This is a genomic window from Bacillus sp. AC266, assembly GCF_979253805.1.
The window spans coordinates 72,995-91,330 of record NZ_CEEDEC010000010.1 but is presented as its reverse complement, the minus strand read 5'-3'; the positions used below and the strand labels follow the sequence as shown (position 1 = coordinate 91,330).

At 37.0% G+C, this 18,336-nt stretch carries 17 protein-coding genes and 1 tRNA gene; 2 read left to right on the top strand and 16 right to left on the bottom strand.

Annotated elements, in window-relative coordinates; all coding sequences use genetic code 11:
* Positions 1-72 (bottom strand) — tRNA-Asn (locus AC0IXC_RS27335).
* Between the two features lie 114 nt (positions 73-186).
* Entirely contained in the window at positions 187-642 is a 456-nt protein-coding gene (locus tag AC0IXC_RS27330) for a SprT family protein (RefSeq protein ID WP_016095131.1), read from the bottom strand.
* Positions 643-852: 210 nt separating this feature from the next.
* Between AC0IXC_RS27330 and cmpA the strand changes: the two genes are divergently transcribed.
* Positions 853-969, top strand: a complete 117-nt coding sequence (cmpA, locus tag AC0IXC_RS27325) for a cortex morphogenetic protein CmpA (RefSeq protein WP_001143642.1) — start codon at positions 853-855, stop codon at positions 967-969.
* A 58-nt stretch (positions 970-1,027) separates the two neighbouring features.
* Here the strand turns inward: cmpA and AC0IXC_RS27320 are convergent, their stop codons facing one another.
* The 6 genes from AC0IXC_RS27320 to acpS form a co-directional block, all read right to left on the bottom strand.
* Entirely contained in the window at positions 1,028-3,196 is a 2,169-nt protein-coding gene (locus AC0IXC_RS27320) for a Tex family protein (RefSeq protein ID WP_002029442.1), read from the bottom strand.
* A gap of 68 nt (positions 3,197-3,264) precedes the next feature.
* Positions 3,265-3,615, bottom strand: coding sequence for a type II toxin-antitoxin system endoribonuclease NdoA (gene ndoA, locus AC0IXC_RS27315; RefSeq protein ID WP_000635965.1), 351 nt, complete (start codon positions 3,613-3,615; stop codon positions 3,265-3,267).
* A 4-nt stretch (positions 3,616-3,619) separates the two neighbouring features.
* A complete protein-coding gene (locus AC0IXC_RS27310; protein ID WP_000004570.1) occupies positions 3,620-3,907 on the bottom strand; it encodes an antitoxin EndoAI in 288 nt (95 codons plus the stop codon).
* A gap of 311 nt (positions 3,908-4,218) precedes the next feature.
* Positions 4,219-5,388 carry an alanine racemase gene (gene alr, locus AC0IXC_RS27305; protein ID WP_215590580.1) on the bottom strand — a complete coding sequence of 390 codons (1,170 nt, stop codon included), beginning with the start codon at positions 5,386-5,388 and terminating at the stop codon, positions 4,219-4,221.
* Between the two features lie 117 nt (positions 5,389-5,505).
* Positions 5,506-6,456, bottom strand: a complete 951-nt coding sequence (locus tag AC0IXC_RS27300) for a LolA family protein (protein WP_002124820.1) — start codon at positions 6,454-6,456, stop codon at positions 5,506-5,508.
* Between the two features lie 156 nt (positions 6,457-6,612).
* Positions 6,613-6,972 carry a holo-ACP synthase gene (gene acpS / locus AC0IXC_RS27295; protein WP_088034763.1) on the bottom strand — a complete coding sequence of 120 codons (360 nt, stop codon included), beginning with the start codon at positions 6,970-6,972 and terminating at the stop codon, positions 6,613-6,615.
* Between the two features lie 92 nt (positions 6,973-7,064).
* Between acpS and AC0IXC_RS27290 the strand changes: the two genes are divergently transcribed.
* The gene (locus tag AC0IXC_RS27290) at positions 7,065-7,637 is read left to right on the top strand and encodes a rhomboid family intramembrane serine protease (protein WP_002167128.1); all 573 of its coding nucleotides are present in this window, start codon (positions 7,065-7,067) and stop codon (positions 7,635-7,637) included.
* On the opposite strand, the gene uvsE is transcribed toward AC0IXC_RS27290, so the two are convergent.
* From uvsE to hppD, 8 genes are all read right to left on the bottom strand, one after another.
* The gene (uvsE, locus tag AC0IXC_RS27285; RefSeq protein WP_215590579.1) at positions 7,630-8,592 is read right to left on the bottom strand and encodes a UV DNA damage repair endonuclease UvsE; all 963 of its coding nucleotides are present in this window, start codon (positions 8,590-8,592) and stop codon (positions 7,630-7,632) included. The genes AC0IXC_RS27290 and uvsE overlap by 8 nt on opposite strands.
* 92 nt (positions 8,593-8,684) lie before the next feature.
* The gene (gene cshA / locus AC0IXC_RS27280) at positions 8,685-10,307 is read right to left on the bottom strand and encodes a degradosome RNA helicase CshA (protein WP_044440770.1); all 1,623 of its coding nucleotides are present in this window, start codon (positions 10,305-10,307) and stop codon (positions 8,685-8,687) included.
* A gap of 306 nt (positions 10,308-10,613) precedes the next feature.
* Positions 10,614-11,990, bottom strand: coding sequence for a UDP-N-acetylmuramoyl-tripeptide--D-alanyl-D-alanine ligase (gene murF / locus AC0IXC_RS27275; RefSeq protein WP_471653602.1), 1,377 nt, complete (start codon positions 11,988-11,990; stop codon positions 10,614-10,616).
* A 60-nt stretch (positions 11,991-12,050) separates the two neighbouring features.
* Entirely contained in the window at positions 12,051-13,139 is a 1,089-nt protein-coding gene (locus AC0IXC_RS27270; protein WP_002009961.1) for a D-alanine--D-alanine ligase, read from the bottom strand.
* A gap of 300 nt (positions 13,140-13,439) precedes the next feature.
* Positions 13,440-14,714, bottom strand: a complete 1,275-nt coding sequence (locus AC0IXC_RS27265; protein ID WP_088293680.1) for an MDR family MFS transporter — start codon at positions 14,712-14,714, stop codon at positions 13,440-13,442.
* A 232-nt stretch (positions 14,715-14,946) separates the two neighbouring features.
* A complete protein-coding gene (locus tag AC0IXC_RS27260) occupies positions 14,947-16,119 on the bottom strand; it encodes a homogentisate 1,2-dioxygenase (protein WP_002140161.1) in 1,173 nt (390 codons plus the stop codon).
* On the bottom strand, positions 16,085-17,041 hold the full coding sequence (locus AC0IXC_RS27255; RefSeq protein ID WP_002140160.1) for a fumarylacetoacetate hydrolase family protein: 957 nt from the start codon (positions 17,039-17,041) through the stop codon (positions 16,085-16,087). The genes AC0IXC_RS27260 and AC0IXC_RS27255 overlap by 35 nt, the downstream gene beginning before the upstream one ends.
* A gap of 66 nt (positions 17,042-17,107) precedes the next feature.
* Positions 17,108-18,226 carry a 4-hydroxyphenylpyruvate dioxygenase gene (hppD, locus tag AC0IXC_RS27250; protein ID WP_002140158.1) on the bottom strand — a complete coding sequence of 373 codons (1,119 nt, stop codon included), beginning with the start codon at positions 18,224-18,226 and terminating at the stop codon, positions 17,108-17,110.
* Between the last annotated feature and the right edge of the window lie 110 nt (positions 18,227-18,336).

The following is an 18,336-nucleotide window of genomic DNA, read 5'->3' as shown; positions in this document are numbered from 1 at the left end:
CTCCGCAGGTAGGACTCGAACCTACGACCGATCGGTTAACAGCCGATAGCTCTACCACTGAGCTACTGCGGAATAATGAAGACAATTTGTATCTTATAAAAATTCTCATCGTAAGTCAAGAAGTTTTTTCACAACATCTTGCGCAAACGTGACATGTTTATAATATACTGGATTGCGTTTTCACTGTCAAGATGTTTTCACTACCAGTTTTAGTTGTCCTTTACACTTTCCACATACATATCTTTGTGTATTTATTTGACGTCTTCTTACATATTGAAAAGAACACCCCATACATTCATACATAGAAACTCTCGTTTCCTCCTCACTAATCATTCGTTTACAAAAACGTGGTGCACCTACTTTCTTTAATAACTCACGAAAATCTCTATCTCGATGCTTATACCCTTTTCCTGTGATATGTAAGTGATAATGACAAAGTTCATGTTTAACAATCCCGACTAACTCTTCTTTTCCATATACTTCGTAATATCGATAATTCAATTCTATATTATGATTCTTCAATAGATAGCGCCCACCAGTTGTACGTAACCTACTATTAAACATCGCTTTATGTAAAAACGGCATTCCAAAGCATTGTAACGATACCTCTTCCACTAACCGCTGAATTTCTTGCTCATCCATTCTCATTCCTCCTAAACTAAAAAATATTTCCACACTTTTCTCCCTTCTTATACATATAGTAAATAGTACATATACCCATCCTCATTCAAGAAGCGTGATTTCTAAAAATGCAGCATTGCTAGAAATCCACTCACCAACCTCTCATCAAAGTTACTTTAGCTAAAAGGAGCTACTTTTTTTGAGAGCAGGATTAAACAAGGAGGGATTCCTATGCCCACGTGGCTAAAGAAACAAATGCAACGTGCATATTTTGAGAAAAACCGGTATCAAATCAAGTTACTAAATGAATGCTGGTTTTATTATAGTAAAATACATCAAAGCTCATAATCAATTAAACTTTCCAGTTCATAAAAAAAAGAGCAGTTTCATCTGCTCTCTTTTCTTACTATTCAATCGGTAGCATTGATAATGCAACACGACCTTTTTTCGTATCAATATCATCTACCCATACCTTTACAATTTGTCCCACGGATACAATATCTAATGGATGCTTTACAAATTGTTTGCTTAGTTTAGAAATATGCACTAAACCATCTTGCTTCACACCAATATCAACAAAGGCACCGAAATCAACAACATTGCGGATCGTTCCCTCTAATTCCATACCACGCTTTAAATCTTCTAATTTTAAAATCCCTTTTTTCAGAAGTGGCTTTGGCAACTCATCCCTCATATCTCGCTCCGGGCTAATTAAAGCATCCATAATATCAACTAATGTCGGCTCACCAATCTCCGTCTCTTGAGATAATTTAGAAATATCTACTCCTTCGAAACTCTTTTGCAAGTTTGGTTTCCCCACATCATTCTTTGATAACCCTAAACTCTTCAATAGCAATTCAACATTTTTATATTGTTCCGGATGAATCCCTGTGCGATCTAACGGATTCGCTCCTTCTAATATACGTAAAAACCCGATACATTGTTCGTATGTTTTTGCACCTAAACGTGGGATTTTCTTTAATTCAGTACGCTTCGTGAATTTCCCATCTTCCTCACGCTTAGCTACAATATTTTTCGCAACTGTTTTTGATAATCCCGAAACATATTGCAACAATGCAACTGAAGCTGTATTCACATTAACACCAACTCGGTTAACTGCTGTCTCTACTACGAATGTTAATGATTCATTTAATCTCTTTTGAGATACATCATGTTGATATTGTCCCACCCCAACAGATTTAGGGTCAATTTTCACAAGCTCTGCAAGTGGATCTTGTAGACGTCTCCCAATTGAAACAGCACTTCTTTCTTCAACCTGTAAATTTGGAAACTCCTCGCGAGCTACATCAGATGCTGAGTACACACTAGCACCCGCTTCATTTACAATAATGTAAAATACATCTCGCTCTACATTTTGTAATACATCTACTATAAATTCTTCCGTTTCCCTCGAAGCTGTACCATTTCCAATCGCTATCATTTCAACTTCATATTTATCTATAATTGAAATGATTTTCGTTTTTGCATCCTCATATTTACGAGCAGGCGGATGCGGATAAATAACATCTATGTGAAGAACTTTTCCTGTATCATCTACTACAGCTAATTTACAACCGGTTCTATATGCTGGATCTACCGCTAACACAACTTTCCCTTTCATCGGAGGTTGTAATAATAAATTACGTAAATTCTCAGAGAAAATATGAATCGCTTGTTCTTCGGCCGTTTCCATTAATTCTTTACGAATTTCTCTTTCTATTGAAGGTTGAATTAATCGCTTATATCCATCTTCCATCGCTAATTGTACATAATGCGCACTTTTAGAAGCTTCATCAAGAATCATTTTTTTATGTAAAAACTGAAGAATTTCTTCAATTGGCGTGATAACAGAAACTCTTAATACGTCTTCCTTTTCACCACGATTCATAGCTAGTACACGATGCGGCACTACTTTTTGCAACGGTTCTTCATAGCCATAATACATTTCATATATATTCTTTTCATCTTTTTCTTTATCTTTTACAGATGAAGACATAATCCCTTTTCGGAAAGTAGTATTGCGAATCCAACTACGATATGCCGCATTATCCGAAACAAGTTCCGCAATAATATCTTGCGCACCTTGCAACGCATCTTCTGCAGACGCCACTTCCTTTTCTGCATTAACAAATTCCATAGCCTTCTCTGCTGGATTTTCTTTTTTATATAATAATAGCCACTCAGCTAACGGTTCTAATCCCTTTTCTTTAGCAATTGTAGCTTTCGTTCTTCTTTTTTCTTTATATGGACGATATAAGTCTTCTACTTCTTGAAGTTTTGTTGCAGCAACAATATGACGACGCAACTCTTCGGTTAGTTTACCCTTTTCACCAATAAGACGAAGAACCTCTTCTTTCCTATCTTCTAGTTGCATCATATATTGCCATCTTTCTAAGATTGCACGAATTTGCACCTCATCAAGAGACCCTGTCCATTCTTTTCGGTAACGAGCGATAAATGGAACTGTGTTACCTTCTTCTGTTAATTGAATAACATGACGAACTTGCTTTTCTGTAAAGCCTAATTCTTTCACTAACATTTTCATTAACCCTTGTCGATTATCTACCATTTCCATATCCAACCGTAACCTCCTCTATAATAAAAAAAAGTTGCCCTGTAAAGAGAGCAACTTAAACTGCCGATTTAAAAATCTATTAGTCCTAAACTAATTTGTAACGCTTCATCTACACGACTCATCATCACTTCATCCAAATGAGTGATTTTGTCCGTTAAGCGTTGCTTATCGATTGTTCGAATCTGCTCAAGTAAAATAACAGAATCCCTCTCAAAACCGTACTTTTTCGCATCAATTTCCACATGAGTGGGTAATTTCGCTTTTTGAATCTGTGCAGTAATAGCCGCTACAATCACAGTCGGACTAAAACGATTTCCGATGTCATTTTGAATGACAAGAACCGGACGAACGCCTCCTTGCTCAGAACCAACAACTGGGGAAAGGTCTGCAAAATACACGTCGCCGCGTTTTACAATCAAAATATTACCCCCCGCTAACTAAGCGTTCTACTGTATGAGCTGCTTCATACTCTGCTAAGAAAGCTTCAGATGCAATACCAAGATTAATTTTTCCCATTTCAATGTACCCACGTCGCATTGATTCATGTTGGTAGCGTTTCTTCGTCTTATGTTGACGCAATAACAGTTGTGTTGCCTGGCAAATTAGTTCATGGCGATTCTTATTCTCTTGTTTTCCAATTCCGTCCAATTCCGTTACCATTTGCTTTGGCAACCGAACCACGATTTCAGTAGTTACACTTGATTCGGACACAAAAATACACCTCCACCGTCAACTACACACCCAAATATATATATGACACCTATTGTAATAATACCATTGTATGGAGCCTGTTGCAAAGACTTCCTTATTCCTTGCTTATGTTTTCCAATTCATAAATAAAACATTCATCTTCTTTTACTTTTTATCTCTTTCAAACAAGAAATAAAGCAATCCTTCAGTAATATTTCATTGCAACTTATATTAATAACAAGTATAAAAAGAAGCTCCCCAGCGAAAAAGAGCCTATTCTTTATTAGTGAAACTCCTCCAAATGACGAGATGCTGAGTAATAATACCTTCTTCTATATATCGTTCAAATAATTGATTACTTCTACAACTTTACCGTGTCGTATAAATATTCTCGGTACACGGAAGCTTATCGTTGCGATAATTTCATAATTAATAGTCCCGGAATATTCAGCAACCTCGGTAGCACTAATATACTCATCACCTTGTCTTCCAATGAGTGTAACTTTCGTACCAAGTGGCACTTCACAAGGCAGATGTATCATGAATTGATCCATTGTTACTCGCCCTACAATCGGTACTCTTTCACCGTTTACAAGTACCTTAAACCCTTGCAATCTTCTAAGCCAGCCATCTCCATATCCAATTGCAACTGTCGCAATCCATTCTTCAGTTCTCGTTCGGTATGTGACATTATAACTAATCCCATCTCCTTTAATCACTTGCTTAATATGAGCAACTTTCGTGTGAAGTGACAACGCCGGTTCCAATTTAAATGGTAAAAAAGGACGTATTTCTACAGATGGGGATAATCCATACATCGCAATACCAATTCGCACCGCATTAAATGTAATCCCTTGAAACCTTAACGTTGCGGCACTATTGGCTGTATGGACAAATTTAGGATTCACTACAAATTCTTTCAACCAACGTAACTGCTGCAAAAATGTATTATATTGCTTATCAAAGTAAGAAGTCTCAACCTCATCCGCTGTTGCAAAATGCGTATATACTCCTTCTAACTCTAAAAATGGCGCACCTTCTAAACTCTTTAAGAACCCTTTTAATTCTTTTCGTTCACGTATTCCGATTCTCCCCATACCACTATCAAAATTAATATGGAATTTCATTATTGATGAACCATCCCAGAGCTTTATCGCTTCTTCCACCCATTCTTTTTGAAAAACAGTTAATGCTACATCATTTTCAGCAGCTACATTTACATCACGGGGCGGGGAAGGACCTAATACTAAAATCGGTGCAGTAATACCAGCCCTCCGAAGCACTAAAGCTTCATCTAAAAAAGCAACTGCTAATCTTGTTGCTCCTGCTTCTAATGCAGTTTTAGCCACCGGTACATAATCGTGCCCATATGCATTCGCTTTAACTACAGCAAAAATCTCTACATCACTTGGAATGTACTCTTTAATATGTGCAACATTGTTATAGATCGCATCTAAATCCACTTCCACCCACGTGTCACGGTAAAACGGTGCTTCTTCCATAAATACACTTCCTTATACACGATATGCGAAGCTTATTCTTTTATATGCTTCTTTTATGAAATCCACCTTCAAACTAAGAAAAGACGTGGTGCACATATATCACCACGTCTAAGAAGTTTACTTCACCTGCTTCGCTGTAACCGAACGAGCAACCATCAACAACTCATTCGTCTCTAAACCTTTAGACACGAGCATATATTCTACTCCGTTATGTGACCACGTTACAGAGTCTTTCGTCAATGCACCAATCGTGAAACCAAGATCAACCGGCTCTCCACTTACACTTACCGCCGATGAGGCCTCTGCAACTTTTGACTTTTCTTGTATTAAAGTAAAGGATTTCTTACTTCCAGTGTATGTGAGTATTGCACGCTTGCCACTGTCTGTCTTCAACTCTTCTTCCTCTTTCAAAGTCATACCTTGCGGTGTATCACGTGGATACAAAATAGCAAACGGTTTGTCTTCTTTCGCTGCCGTCTGAACATCCACTTGTGCTCTAGACATATTTTGTTTCGTATCAAATGCACCTTTATCAAACTTTGCATCAAACTTTACTTTAGTGAAATCTACTTTTACAAGGACATTTTGATCATTATCCATCAGTTTCACAGAAACTGGTGTTAAATCACTTTTATTCAGCTTAATTTCTTGTTTCGGCAACATATTTTGATGTTGATAATTTGTTTTTGTTTTAAACACATAATACTTATCTGTTTTCTCGAAAGAGAGATTTTTCTTATCTTGCAAAATATCTCTTACAAGTGATTCATATAAATAAGCCTGGCTACTATTTTGCGGCCAATCACTTTGAAAACGGAAACTCTTATTAAGTGCCGGTGTTAATACAAATACACCTTCATCATTCCTTAAAATAATTTGACTCTGATCCTTTTTCGCATTCTGCAAATTCACACGATAATACGAAGGTTCTTTATGCCAAATTTCTACATTGTACTCTTGAGGTTCATTTCCTGTTTTAATAGATAATTTCGCTTCAGCTTGATAACTCTTCATACTTTTAACTTTCGTTTCTAAATCTCTCACAACATCTTCCTGTTTCTTTTCCATACAACCCGCCAACACAAAAACGGTCAATAAACCGACAAGAACTAAAAACAGACGCCTTTTCATCACTTCAGCCCCTTTGCCCCTATAAATAAATGGAAGATATGCCTTCCTTATCGCTACCTCAAATATATGAGACAAAGATATAAAATATGCAGACTAGCGTGACGAGCTTTCCAAAACAACTTGAGCAACGGCAAATTCTTTACTATGACTAATTGATAAATGAACAATATGCTCTGTATTTGTAATGATAATCGGCTTACCTCTATCATCATTCCTTACTTCAATATCTAAAAAACTCACTTCTTTCCCGATACCGGTCCCTACCGCTTTAGAATACGCCTCTTTTGCTGCAAATCTTCCAGCTACGAATTCTATAAGACGACTTCCTTTCAACCCCTCGGCAACACCACGTTCCCTTTCAGTTAAAATACGTTCCATAAATTTAAGCTTTCCATCTAGCATTTTTTCAATTCGATTTAACTCAATAATATCGATTCCAATCCCTACAATCATTTCAAAATCCCCTTCTTCTATTTAGCTTTCTTCATTCATATTGTAAGAATAACAGAGAATCTTTCTGATGCAAAAGGAGTGATACTAACAACATGCTAATACCATCCACTCGCATTTCCTTACAACCGATTATCATTTCTTTACTTCTTATACAATTAGTCATGATTATATTGAGCGACTTTTCCCTCTTTCACCTGGCAGCCTACAATGAATATATTGCTAAAGGAGAATGGTGGCGTGTCATAACTTCCTTACTTGTACACGTAGACTTACAACATTTCCTTTCTAATAGTATTTGTTTATTCGTATTTGGTTCTTCTATCGAAAAACAACTAGGACACTTTTCTTTCATCATTATTTTTTTCCTTTCTGGCATTCTCGGGAATATTTCTTCTTATATTATTATGCCTCTTGAATATATTCACGCCGGAGCATCTGGTGGTATTTTCGGATTACTAGGCGCCCAATTATTTTTATTGTATAGTCGATATCGTTCTTCAAAACCAAGAGACATCGCTATTTTTTCAATAATGATACTTATATTACTACTATTTACTTTCTTTAATCCCTCTGCCAATCCTATAAGCCATTTAACAGGACTGATCATCGGCGGCATGTGCACCCCTTTTTTAACAAAAAAAAACGATGGCGCAGAGCTTATTTAATATAGAAGCTCGCACCATCGATAATTTCCACATCTGTTTGTTTACTTAACTCTCTCATTAGTTGAAATAAAGACTCGTCCTTTTTCTTCGCCTCAATCATACAATCAATTCGCGGAACACTCCCCTTTATCTTTTTCAAAAAAAATAAGAAAGTATCTACATCAATAAAATCTGCATGTGCTCTCGGGTTTTTTCCATCTCTAGGACTGGAGATGTGCATTTTAACCGGTAACAAAGACGATTCCCACGTATGTACAACACGCGCCCAATCTTCATGCCAATCTTCCTGGTCATTATTCATCATATGATGGTGCAAATCAAACACGACTGGAATGTCTAATTTCTCACCTAAATACAATGTTTCTTCTAAAGAAAAGGTCGTGTCATCATTTTCTAATATAATCATCTCTTGAATACCTCTTGGAACAGTTGACCAATTTTCTATAAAGCGTTCTAATGCAAGCTCCTTATCTTTATAACCTCCTCCCACATGTAATACACATCGTTGCTTATGTTCAATTCCCATACCCTTTAACAATTTTTTGTGCATCTGCAATGTCTTTACAGATTGTTTGAAAATACTCTCCTCAGGTGAATTTAGTACAACAAAGTGATCTGGATGGAAGTCAATTCGCATATTCATACGAATTGCATATTCACCTAATTCTTTCAGATTTTCTTTTAACGGACGAATATAGTTCCAATCTAACAACTCCTCATGATTCGCTAAAGGAATAAGTTTAGAACTAAGTCGAAAGAAAGATATATCATGCCCTTTATTATGTTTTAATAACCGTAAGCAATTTTCCAAATTCGAATTAGCAATTCTTTCAAGTTTACGAATCGCAGCCTCTCGATCATCAATCCGCTGAAACTGTGCATACGTCATCGTTTGAGATGGAGAAGCATTCTTCAAATGCACACTCATCGCAACATACCCAAGTCTTACAAGCATATAGCACCTCATTTCTATACGAGTTACTATGTAGTATGCACAATTACAGAAATAAAAAAAGAGAATGCCCGCAAAGGGCATTCTCTTTTTTATTAAGCTTGTGGACGGCTATGATGTTTTCTTTCGCCACGTCCAGTTGAAGATCCAGGGCGACCTTCACCTTTACGACCACGGTTAGCATCACGGCTACCAGCATCACGGCTACCGCCATCACGATTACGATCACGGTTACGACCATCGCCACTTCCGCTTCCACGTCCATCACGATTGCGATCACGGTTACGACCATCGCCACCGCCGCGTCCATCACGACTACGATTACGATCACGGTTACCATCACGGTATCCACTTCCGTTACCACCGCGTTTTTTAGAACCGCCACCGCCACCTCTTGAAACAACTGGTGGTTCTGATGTTAAAGCGATCGGAGTTGTATCCGGCTCTTTTGTCATCATTTTTAAAGCAGCAGCTACTACTGTTACAGAATCATTCTCTTCTAACATTTCTTCTGCAATACGCTTGTAATATGATAAGTTATCATTTTCAATTGTACTTTGAAGTTTTTCAGCGATTAAACGTTGTTGACCTTCTAACGCCTCGTCAAGTGTCGGTGCGTCCATACGATCAACTTTACGTTTTGTTGTACGCTCGATATTTTTTAATTGTCCTGATTCACGTGGTGTTACAAATAACATTGCAATACCTTTTTTACCGGCACGGCCAGTACGACCGATACGGTGAACGTATGATTCTGGATCTTGTGGGATATCGAAGTTGTATACGTGTGTTACGCCTGAAATATCAAGACCACGTGCAGCAACGTCTGTTGCAACAAGAACTTCAATAGTACCTTCTTTAAATTTACGTAATACAGACATACGCTTCGCTTGTGTTAAGTCACCGTGAATACCTTCTGCTGCATAACCACGTAAGTTTAATGCTTCTGATAATTCATCAACACGACGCTTTGTACGACCGAATATGATTGCAAGCTCTGGAGATTGAATATCTAGTAAGCGTGTTAACACGTCAAACTTTTTCTTTTCTTGCACTTCTAAATAGAACTGCTGAATGTTTGGCATTGTTACTTCTTTTGCTTTTACTTTAATGTGTTGAGGCTCAGTCATGAAACGCTCAGCAATACGACGGATTGGATCTGGCATTGTCGCTGAGAATAATAATGTTTGATGTGTTTCTGGCACATCTGTTAAAATCGCTTCAATATCTTCAATGAAGCCCATGTTTAACATTTCATCCGCTTCGTCAAGAACAACAGTCTCTACGTTTTGTAAGCGAAGTGTTTTACGGTTGATATGATCTAAAATACGACCCGGCGTACCTACAATAATGTGTGGGTGTTTTTTTAGAGCACGAATTTGGCGGTTAATATCTTGACCACCATAAATTGGTAGAATACGAACACGTTTATGTTTACCAATTTTGTATAGCTCTTCTCCAACTTGAATTGCTAATTCACGCGTTGGCGCGATAACAATACCTTGAACTGCTTCTTTATTTGTATCCACTTTATCTAATAGTGGTAATCCGAATGCTGCTGTTTTCCCTGTACCTGTTTGCGCTTGCCCAATAATATCCTTACCTTGCAATGCATGTGGAATTGTTTCAGCTTGAATCGGCGTAGCCTCTTCAAAGCCCATACTTTCAACAGATTGTAGTAAAGACTCACTTAATCCTAGTTCTCGAAATGTTGTCAATGTTACTTCTCCTTTTCTATCCTATACTTATCATTTAAAAAAAGGCGTTTTCCGAACTTGCGGAAAAGCCATTTTCCTGAATACTTACGTATATAACCGGGCGTATATTCTTCACGAAAATACTTCTAAACGTTATTACACTTTATCAATTATAAGTTTTGTAGGTGTAAAAAGCAAACCCCAACTGTTACCTTATTTCATATTCAGAGCTTTTTTCTTTACTTTTATTTTTTTATCGTTTACTGTAAGCGCTTATTATAAGTTTCCACTATTTTCGTGGCTATCATCCCTATTTATATACACCAATTATTTCAACATCGTAATTACTTCTTCTAATTTCATGCCGCGAGATGCTTTTACTAATACAACATCTTTCGTACCGACTACTGCTTGCAACTCTTTTATTAACTCTTCTTTACTATCATACGCTTTTACACGGTCTTTAGGGAAATTAATTTTTGCACCTTCAGCAATTTGAGCCCCTAATTTACCATATGTGAATACATGTGAAATTTTTGCTGGATCAATTAATTTACCTACTTCATAATGAAATTGCACTTCTTGATTTCCAAGTTCTAACATATCACCAAGCACAACAATTTTTTTAGCAAATCCATCTAAACCATTCATTAGGTGGAACGCAGCTTCCATAGCTGTTGGACTAGCATTATAAGCATCATTGATAATTGTTAAACCACTATCTGTTTTTACAATTTCCATACGCATACCTGTCATTTGAAGTGTTACTAAACCTTGTTTCATTTCTTCCCACGTTACACCAAAATGTTTTGCAATTGCCATTGAAGCAAGCGTATTATATACATTATGCTTTCCTAGTACTGGCAAATAGAATGACAAAGTTTCATCCCTGTTCATCTTAAAGTGTGTCCCAGTAGCCTGCAATGTTACAGTAGTTGGATAGTAATCATTTGCTCTCGCATCACCAAATGTAACTGTTTCAGCTGCTAAATTCATTTCTGGAACACGATTCGTTAATAGCGGCTCATCTCCATTATATACGAACACGCCACCCTTTTGTAAACCTGTAACAATTTCTAACTTCGCTTCAGCAATCGCCTCACGAGAGCCTAAATCCATTAAGTGCGCCTCACCAATGTTCGTAATAATAGCTGCATTAGGACGAGCTAACTTAGATAGAAATTCAATTTCTCCGCGGCTTGACATGCCCATTTCTAATACAGCTACTTCTGTATTTTCCTCTAAATTTAAAATAGTAAGAGGTAAACCGATGTGGTTGTTGAAATTACCTTCTGTTTTTTGAACTTTAAATTTAGTCGCAAGAATACTTGTTACAATATCTTTCGTAGATGTTTTACCATTACTACCCGTTACACCAACAACTTTTACATCCAATTGATCACGATAGTTTTTCGCTAACATTTGCAATGCTGCTAGTGTATCTTCTACAAAAATAACCGGAAGATTTTCAGGTGGGTTTTCTACATCTTTCATCCATAATGTAGCAATCGCCCCATTTTCAACAGCTTTGTCTACAAAAGCATGTCCATCGAAACGTTCACCTTGAATTGGAACATATAAATTTCCATTTTCAATTTTCCTCGTATCAATAGACACTCCTTGTATAGTAATTCCCTCATACTGCTCTGCTAATCCAATACCATTTATCATCTGCTCTACTTGTTTTAACGTTCGATTTATCATGAAAACACTCCTTACATAGAGGAAGCACTATTCCTTCGAATAGTGCTTCCTCCTTTTTTGTTAGATTGTATATTTAATTTTTTGTTTTTCTTCGTGACGCTCAATCGCTAAGCGAATTAGCTCTTCAATTAATTCCGGATACGGTAACCCTGTATGTTGCCATAATAGAGGGAACATACTAAACGGCGTGAATCCTGGCATTGTGTTTACTTCGTTAATATATACTTCTCCATCTTTTGTTAAGAAGAAATCAGCTCGTGTTAAGCCCGAACCATCTAATGATTGGAATGCGATAATTGCATCTCGCTTAATTACATTAGACTCTTCTTCTGTCATTTCAGCTGGAATAATTAACGCTGTATCACCATCGATGTATTTCGATTTGTAATCATAAAAATCTTTTTTCGGTACAATTTCACCTACAACTGAACATTTCGGCTCATCATTACCTAATACACCAACTTCTACTTCACGACCTACAATATTTTCTTCTACAATAATTTTACGGTCAAATTGGAATGCCTCTTCGAATGCATTCTCAAGCTCTTCACGATCGTTACACTTATTAATACCAACACTTGAACCAAGGTTTGCTGGTTTTACGAAGCAAGGATATCCTAATACTTCTTCTACTTTTTCATACGCTGTTTCACGATCTTTTTCCCATGCGCTACGAATGAAAGATGCATATTTCGCTTGTTTCAATCCAGCTTCTGCAAAGATATTTTTCATAACAACTTTATCCATACCAGCAGATGATGCTAATACACCGTTACCTACATATGGAATGTTTAGTAATTCTAATAACCCTTGTACTGTTCCATCTTCGCCATTCGGTCCATGTAATAATGGGAAAATGACATCAATTGCATCTTCTTGTTTAGAAGTTGCCGTTGGGATAATTTCTGTACTTAATGATACAGGAGAAATTGTATTCTCTTCCCCACTCATTTGTAATGCCTCAACATTTGTTACTTCGCCTTCAATACGCTCTCCACGCATCCATTGGCCTTGTTCTGTAATATAAATTGGATGAATCTCGAATTTATCTTGATTTAATGCTTTAATAGCAGCAAGAGCCGTTTGTAACGAAACTTGATGCTCAGCTGATTTTCCACCGTATAATAAACCTAATTTAATTTTTGTCACTGAAATCACCCTAACCAATTGTTTTCATTTTTCTATTTTAGCACTTTTTATAAAAATAGGTAGTTCCTATTTGAAATAAAATGTAACTTCCACAAATAATTAAAAGACACCACTTATTGGTTTTCTACACTTTTTCCCTTTAATTTCTACACAGCTAAACAAAATTAAACTTTAGAGCAAAATTGCTATCTAATCTAGTTATGTACCTAAAATATGTAGAAATCCACTTTGTGTGTATGTCATCTATATTACCCTACCATTTGTGGAGAATGAAAAAACACTGATTAAAGTTTCATTTTATTAAGAAGACTGTTTTGTAGGCGTATCTTTTTGCCTCTGCTCAACAAGACGATCTAAAGAAACATATACAAAGCCTGCAACTACACACCCTACACTTAAAATTGTAAATAAGTAGTGACCAAGCAAACGATCCAATAAAAAACCACCAAGAAGTGGACCGAATGCACTTCCTGTAATCCACTGCAAACTCGCCGCCCCCATATAGGTTCCTCTCAAATGCTCAGGGGCCAGATTCGCTACAAACGTCATCTGTACAGGCGACATAATCATCTCGCCTAACGTATATATGGCATAAACAAACATTAACGTCATTAAAATAATTGTAGCATTTGTATCATATTCTCCAAACCACTTCGGTAACCATCCTATAAAAAACAAACCAATTCCGAACAAACACGCACCGTATAGCATCGTCTTTCCAACAGGTTTATCTGTCGCCCATTTTGAAATTTGAAATTGAAATAAAACAACTAATAGACCATTTAATGCCATTAAATATGGGTATGGATTGTTGACTCCAAAAATATCCTTCATTTCGTTATCAAAGTGAAGCGGTAACATGCCTTCTGTTTGAGAAAACCCCATAGAAATAATGATCCCCGCTAACAAATAAATCATTAACGCCTTATCTCTCATTAAAATTTTCCAAACTGCTCCGGATTCCTGCTCTTTATTTTTTTCCGTCATATCCGTAATTTTTGGCATTGTTTCTTTAATAAGTACTAACACTAGTAGCGCATAAAACAACATAGCGGATGAAGCAATAATAAACACGAGGTTCTTTGATAAAACAACTACTGATGCTCCCATTATCGGTCCAATTGCAGCACCAATATTGTGTCCCATTCGCAATAAACCATATGCTTCTGTTCTTTTTTCTGGCGCCGTCACATCTGCAACCATCGCTGATGCTGCTGGATGAAATAAAGAATTACTTAACCCTAAAAAAATAGATAAAATAGCGTATGGAATAAATCCTTCGATAAATAAAAAACCGAGCATTAATAACGCATTACTCGCCATTGAAAATATCATAATTGGCTTTCTTCCATATATATCAGCTATTCTTCCGCCTATAAGCGAGCCAAAGCTTGCAGCAATTGGAGAAAGCGCCATAATAATCCCAACTTGTAATAAAGAATCTACCTTATCTTTTAAATATAGTGCAAAAAAAGGCATTAACATCATCATCGCAATTCCGTTCAAAGTCTCACCGATAAATCGAATCCATACGTTACGATCCATCTCTCTTAACTCACGCCATGTATTTTTCATAAATTCCCCCCTTAGTTCCCCAACAATTATATTATATATAATTAGAAAAATGTAAATTTTCAAACACAAAATCCAGCCATAACAATCCCTGTCGAAATAAGTAGAAATTCTTCTGAATATGCACGATCTTTATCACTCTTTCTATATATCTTTCTATAACTTTTTTGGTATTATTATACATGTCGATTCCATAAAAGAGGCATGCTCCCGTAGTGAGCATGCCTCTTTTTACTTATTTCACAGTATATGAACCCTCTTCAATCCAGCTATACATATATTTTTCATCTTCCGTCTCATGTGCTTGTTTTACAATACGAAGCGGACGGAATGTATCTATCATAACAGCCAGTTCAAGTGTCTCTTTCTTCCCTATACTCGCTTCTGTTTTCCCTGGATGTGGCCCATGCGGGATCCCGCTTGGATGAAGTGTAATAGAACCTTCTTCTACACCTTTTCGGCTCATAAAATTACCTTCTACATAGTACAGTACCTCATCACTATTCACATTACTATGATAATATGGTGCCGGAATAGATTCTGGATGATAATCGTATAAACGCGGTACGAAAGAGCAAATGACGAAATTATGCCCTTCGAATGTTTGATGTACTGGTGGTGGCTGATGAATACGACCTGTAATTGGTTCAAAATCCTCCACATTAAAGACCCACGGATATAAATACCCATCCCATCCAACAACATCTAACGGATGGTGCCCTAACACATGCTTGTGCATATAACCTCTCGACTTTGTCATTACGACAAACTCACCTTTTTCATCATATGTCTCCAATTTCTCCGGTCCACGCATATCTCTTTCGCAAAACGGACTATGTTCTAACAATTGCCCATATTCATTGCGATAGCGACTTGGTGTTGTAATTTGGCTATTTGCCTCTACAACAAGAAACTTAGTCTCTCCCTCATCTGGAATAACACGATAAATCGTTCCAATTGGAATTGTTACATAATCACCTTTTCTATAGTGAATCGTTCCAAACATCGTTTCAATTTTTCCTGTTCCATAATGAACAAATAACATTTCATCGCCATCACCATTACGGTAAAAATAATCCATTTTTTCTGTTGGACTCACTACTCCAATTAATAAATCCTCATTCCCAAGCATAAAGTTTCTTCCGCTTACTGCATCACCAGTTTTTTTATTTTCTTTCGTACGGAAGTGGCGATGAGCAAGAAGGGCATCCTCTTCATACTGTAACTGACAAGAATGCGATAATGCCGCGTGCCCTACTTCTGTTGGCATATAATGATGATACAAAATAGACTGGGTACCAGAGAAACCTTTTGTCCCCATTACCTGCTCACGATAAAGCGATCCATCTTTTTTACGAAATTGTACATGTCGTTTATGAGGTAGCTCCCCCATGTGACGATAAAACATGCCCATCACCTGCTTTCATGTCTTTTTTGACCGTATTACGTAACGTGCCTAAACCAGTAATCGACAGCTCTACAACATCTCCATCTTGTAGCCACTCTTCTGTACCAAGTTCTAAAATACATCCTGTTCCTACTGTCCCAGAACCAATCACATCTCCTGGATATAACGTAACGTCTTCCGAAGCACGTTCAATCATTTCAGCAAATGTATAGTAAATATCTTGGAAGTTTCCCTTTGATAATATCTTTCCATTTACATGAGCAGTCATCTCTAAATCATAACGATCACCGTTACGATAAACGTCTAATTCCTCTTTCGTAACGAGATATGCTCCTAATGAAGTTGCAAAATCTTTTCCTTTCGCTGGACCGAGTCCCACTTTCATTTCTGTTGCTTGTAAGTCCCTTGCACTCCAGTCGTTCATAATGCAGTAACCAAAAATATATTCCTCTGCTTGTTCACGAGAAATGTTTCGTCCCTCTTTCCCAATTACGCAAGCAATCTCTAACTCATAATCAAGCTTTTTAGACTTCTTCGGACCAATAACAAAATCATCTGGACCAATAACAGCACGGTGGTTAGTAAAATAAAAAACCGGGATATCATACCATTCAGGTACAACATCTAGCCCTCTTCTCCCGCGAGCTGTTTTTACATGCTGCTCAAATGCATAAAAATCTCGAATGCTACTCGGATTAGGAATTGCCGCTGCTAATTGAACTTCCTCTAAGGAATATATACCCTTTTCAGGATTCTTAATATTACGCAATACTTCTACATACTCATCTGCTTTCTCTAAAAAGGCGAACATAGAAGAAGGTAATTGTCCATTACTTGCAAGATTCATATCGATTACTTTGTCACCTTCAAGCCATCCAGCTCGCATTTCTTTCGATGGGAGACGAAATGTAACAAATTTCATCGTGATTCCTCCCTATGAAAATGAAATTTCCACCAACAAAGGAACTCTTGCTGGTGGATACAAATTTTATAAATTTCCGCGACGCTCTTGTTCTCTTTCAATTGATTCGAATAACGCTTTAAAGTTCCCTTCGCCAAATCCACGAGAACCTTTACGTTGGATGATTTCAATAAATAGAGTTGGACGATCTACAATTGGTTTCGTAAAGATTTGTAATAAATAACCTTCTTCGTCACGGTCTACTAGAATCTTCAATTCTTTTAATCTATCAATTTCTTCATCAATTTTTCCAACACGTGCAGTTAACTCATCGTAATACGTATCTGGCGTATCTAAAAACTCCACGCCATTTGCACGAAGTACTTCAATTGTTTTTACAATATCACTTGTTAATAAAGCGAGATGCTGTACACCTGCTCCGTTATAGAACTCTAGATATTCTTGAATTTGTGATTTTCTTTTTCCATCCGCTGGTTCATTAATCGGAAACTTAATACGGCTTCCATTCGTCATAACTTTTGACATTAATGCCGAATACTCTGTACTAATATCATCATCGTCGAAATGGATCATTTGTTTAAAGCCCATAACATTCTCGTAATAACTAACCCACTCTTCCATTTTCTCAACGTTACCAACTACATGGTCTACAGCAATTAAACCAGACTCTTCAAATGGAATATTAAATTCAACCTTTTGGAATCCTGGCATGAATGTTCCTTTATAATTTTTACGCTCTACAAGCGTATGAATTGTATCACCATACGTACCAATAACCGCTTTCTTCAAGGTACCTTCCTCATCTGTTAACTCTTCAGGAGGAGCAATCGCAACAGCGCCACGTTTTACAGCTTCAGAGTAGGCTTTATCAACGTCATCAACAAGTAAAGCCACATCTTTCACTCCATCACCATGAGTCTTTACAAACTCTGCAATACGGCTATCGCTACTTAAAGCTCCAGACACAACAAAACGCATATTTTTTTGCACAAGAACATAAGATACCTTTTCACGGTTTCCTGTTTCTAATCCAGAATAAGCTACAATTTTGAATCCAAACGCTCTCGCAAGATAATAACTTGATTGCTTTGCATTCCCTACGTAAAATTCCAAATGATCTACATCACGTACCGGAAAAAAGTCCTCCATTTGTGCAGCTAGCGTATCCATAGATTTTTGTTTCATAATATCTTCATCCCCCTGTAAATAGATTAAATGGTCCATACTTAAAACCAACCGAAAACGCTTCCAACATCAATTAATAGAAATTAGTTAGCAAGCTAACAATTTCCGAC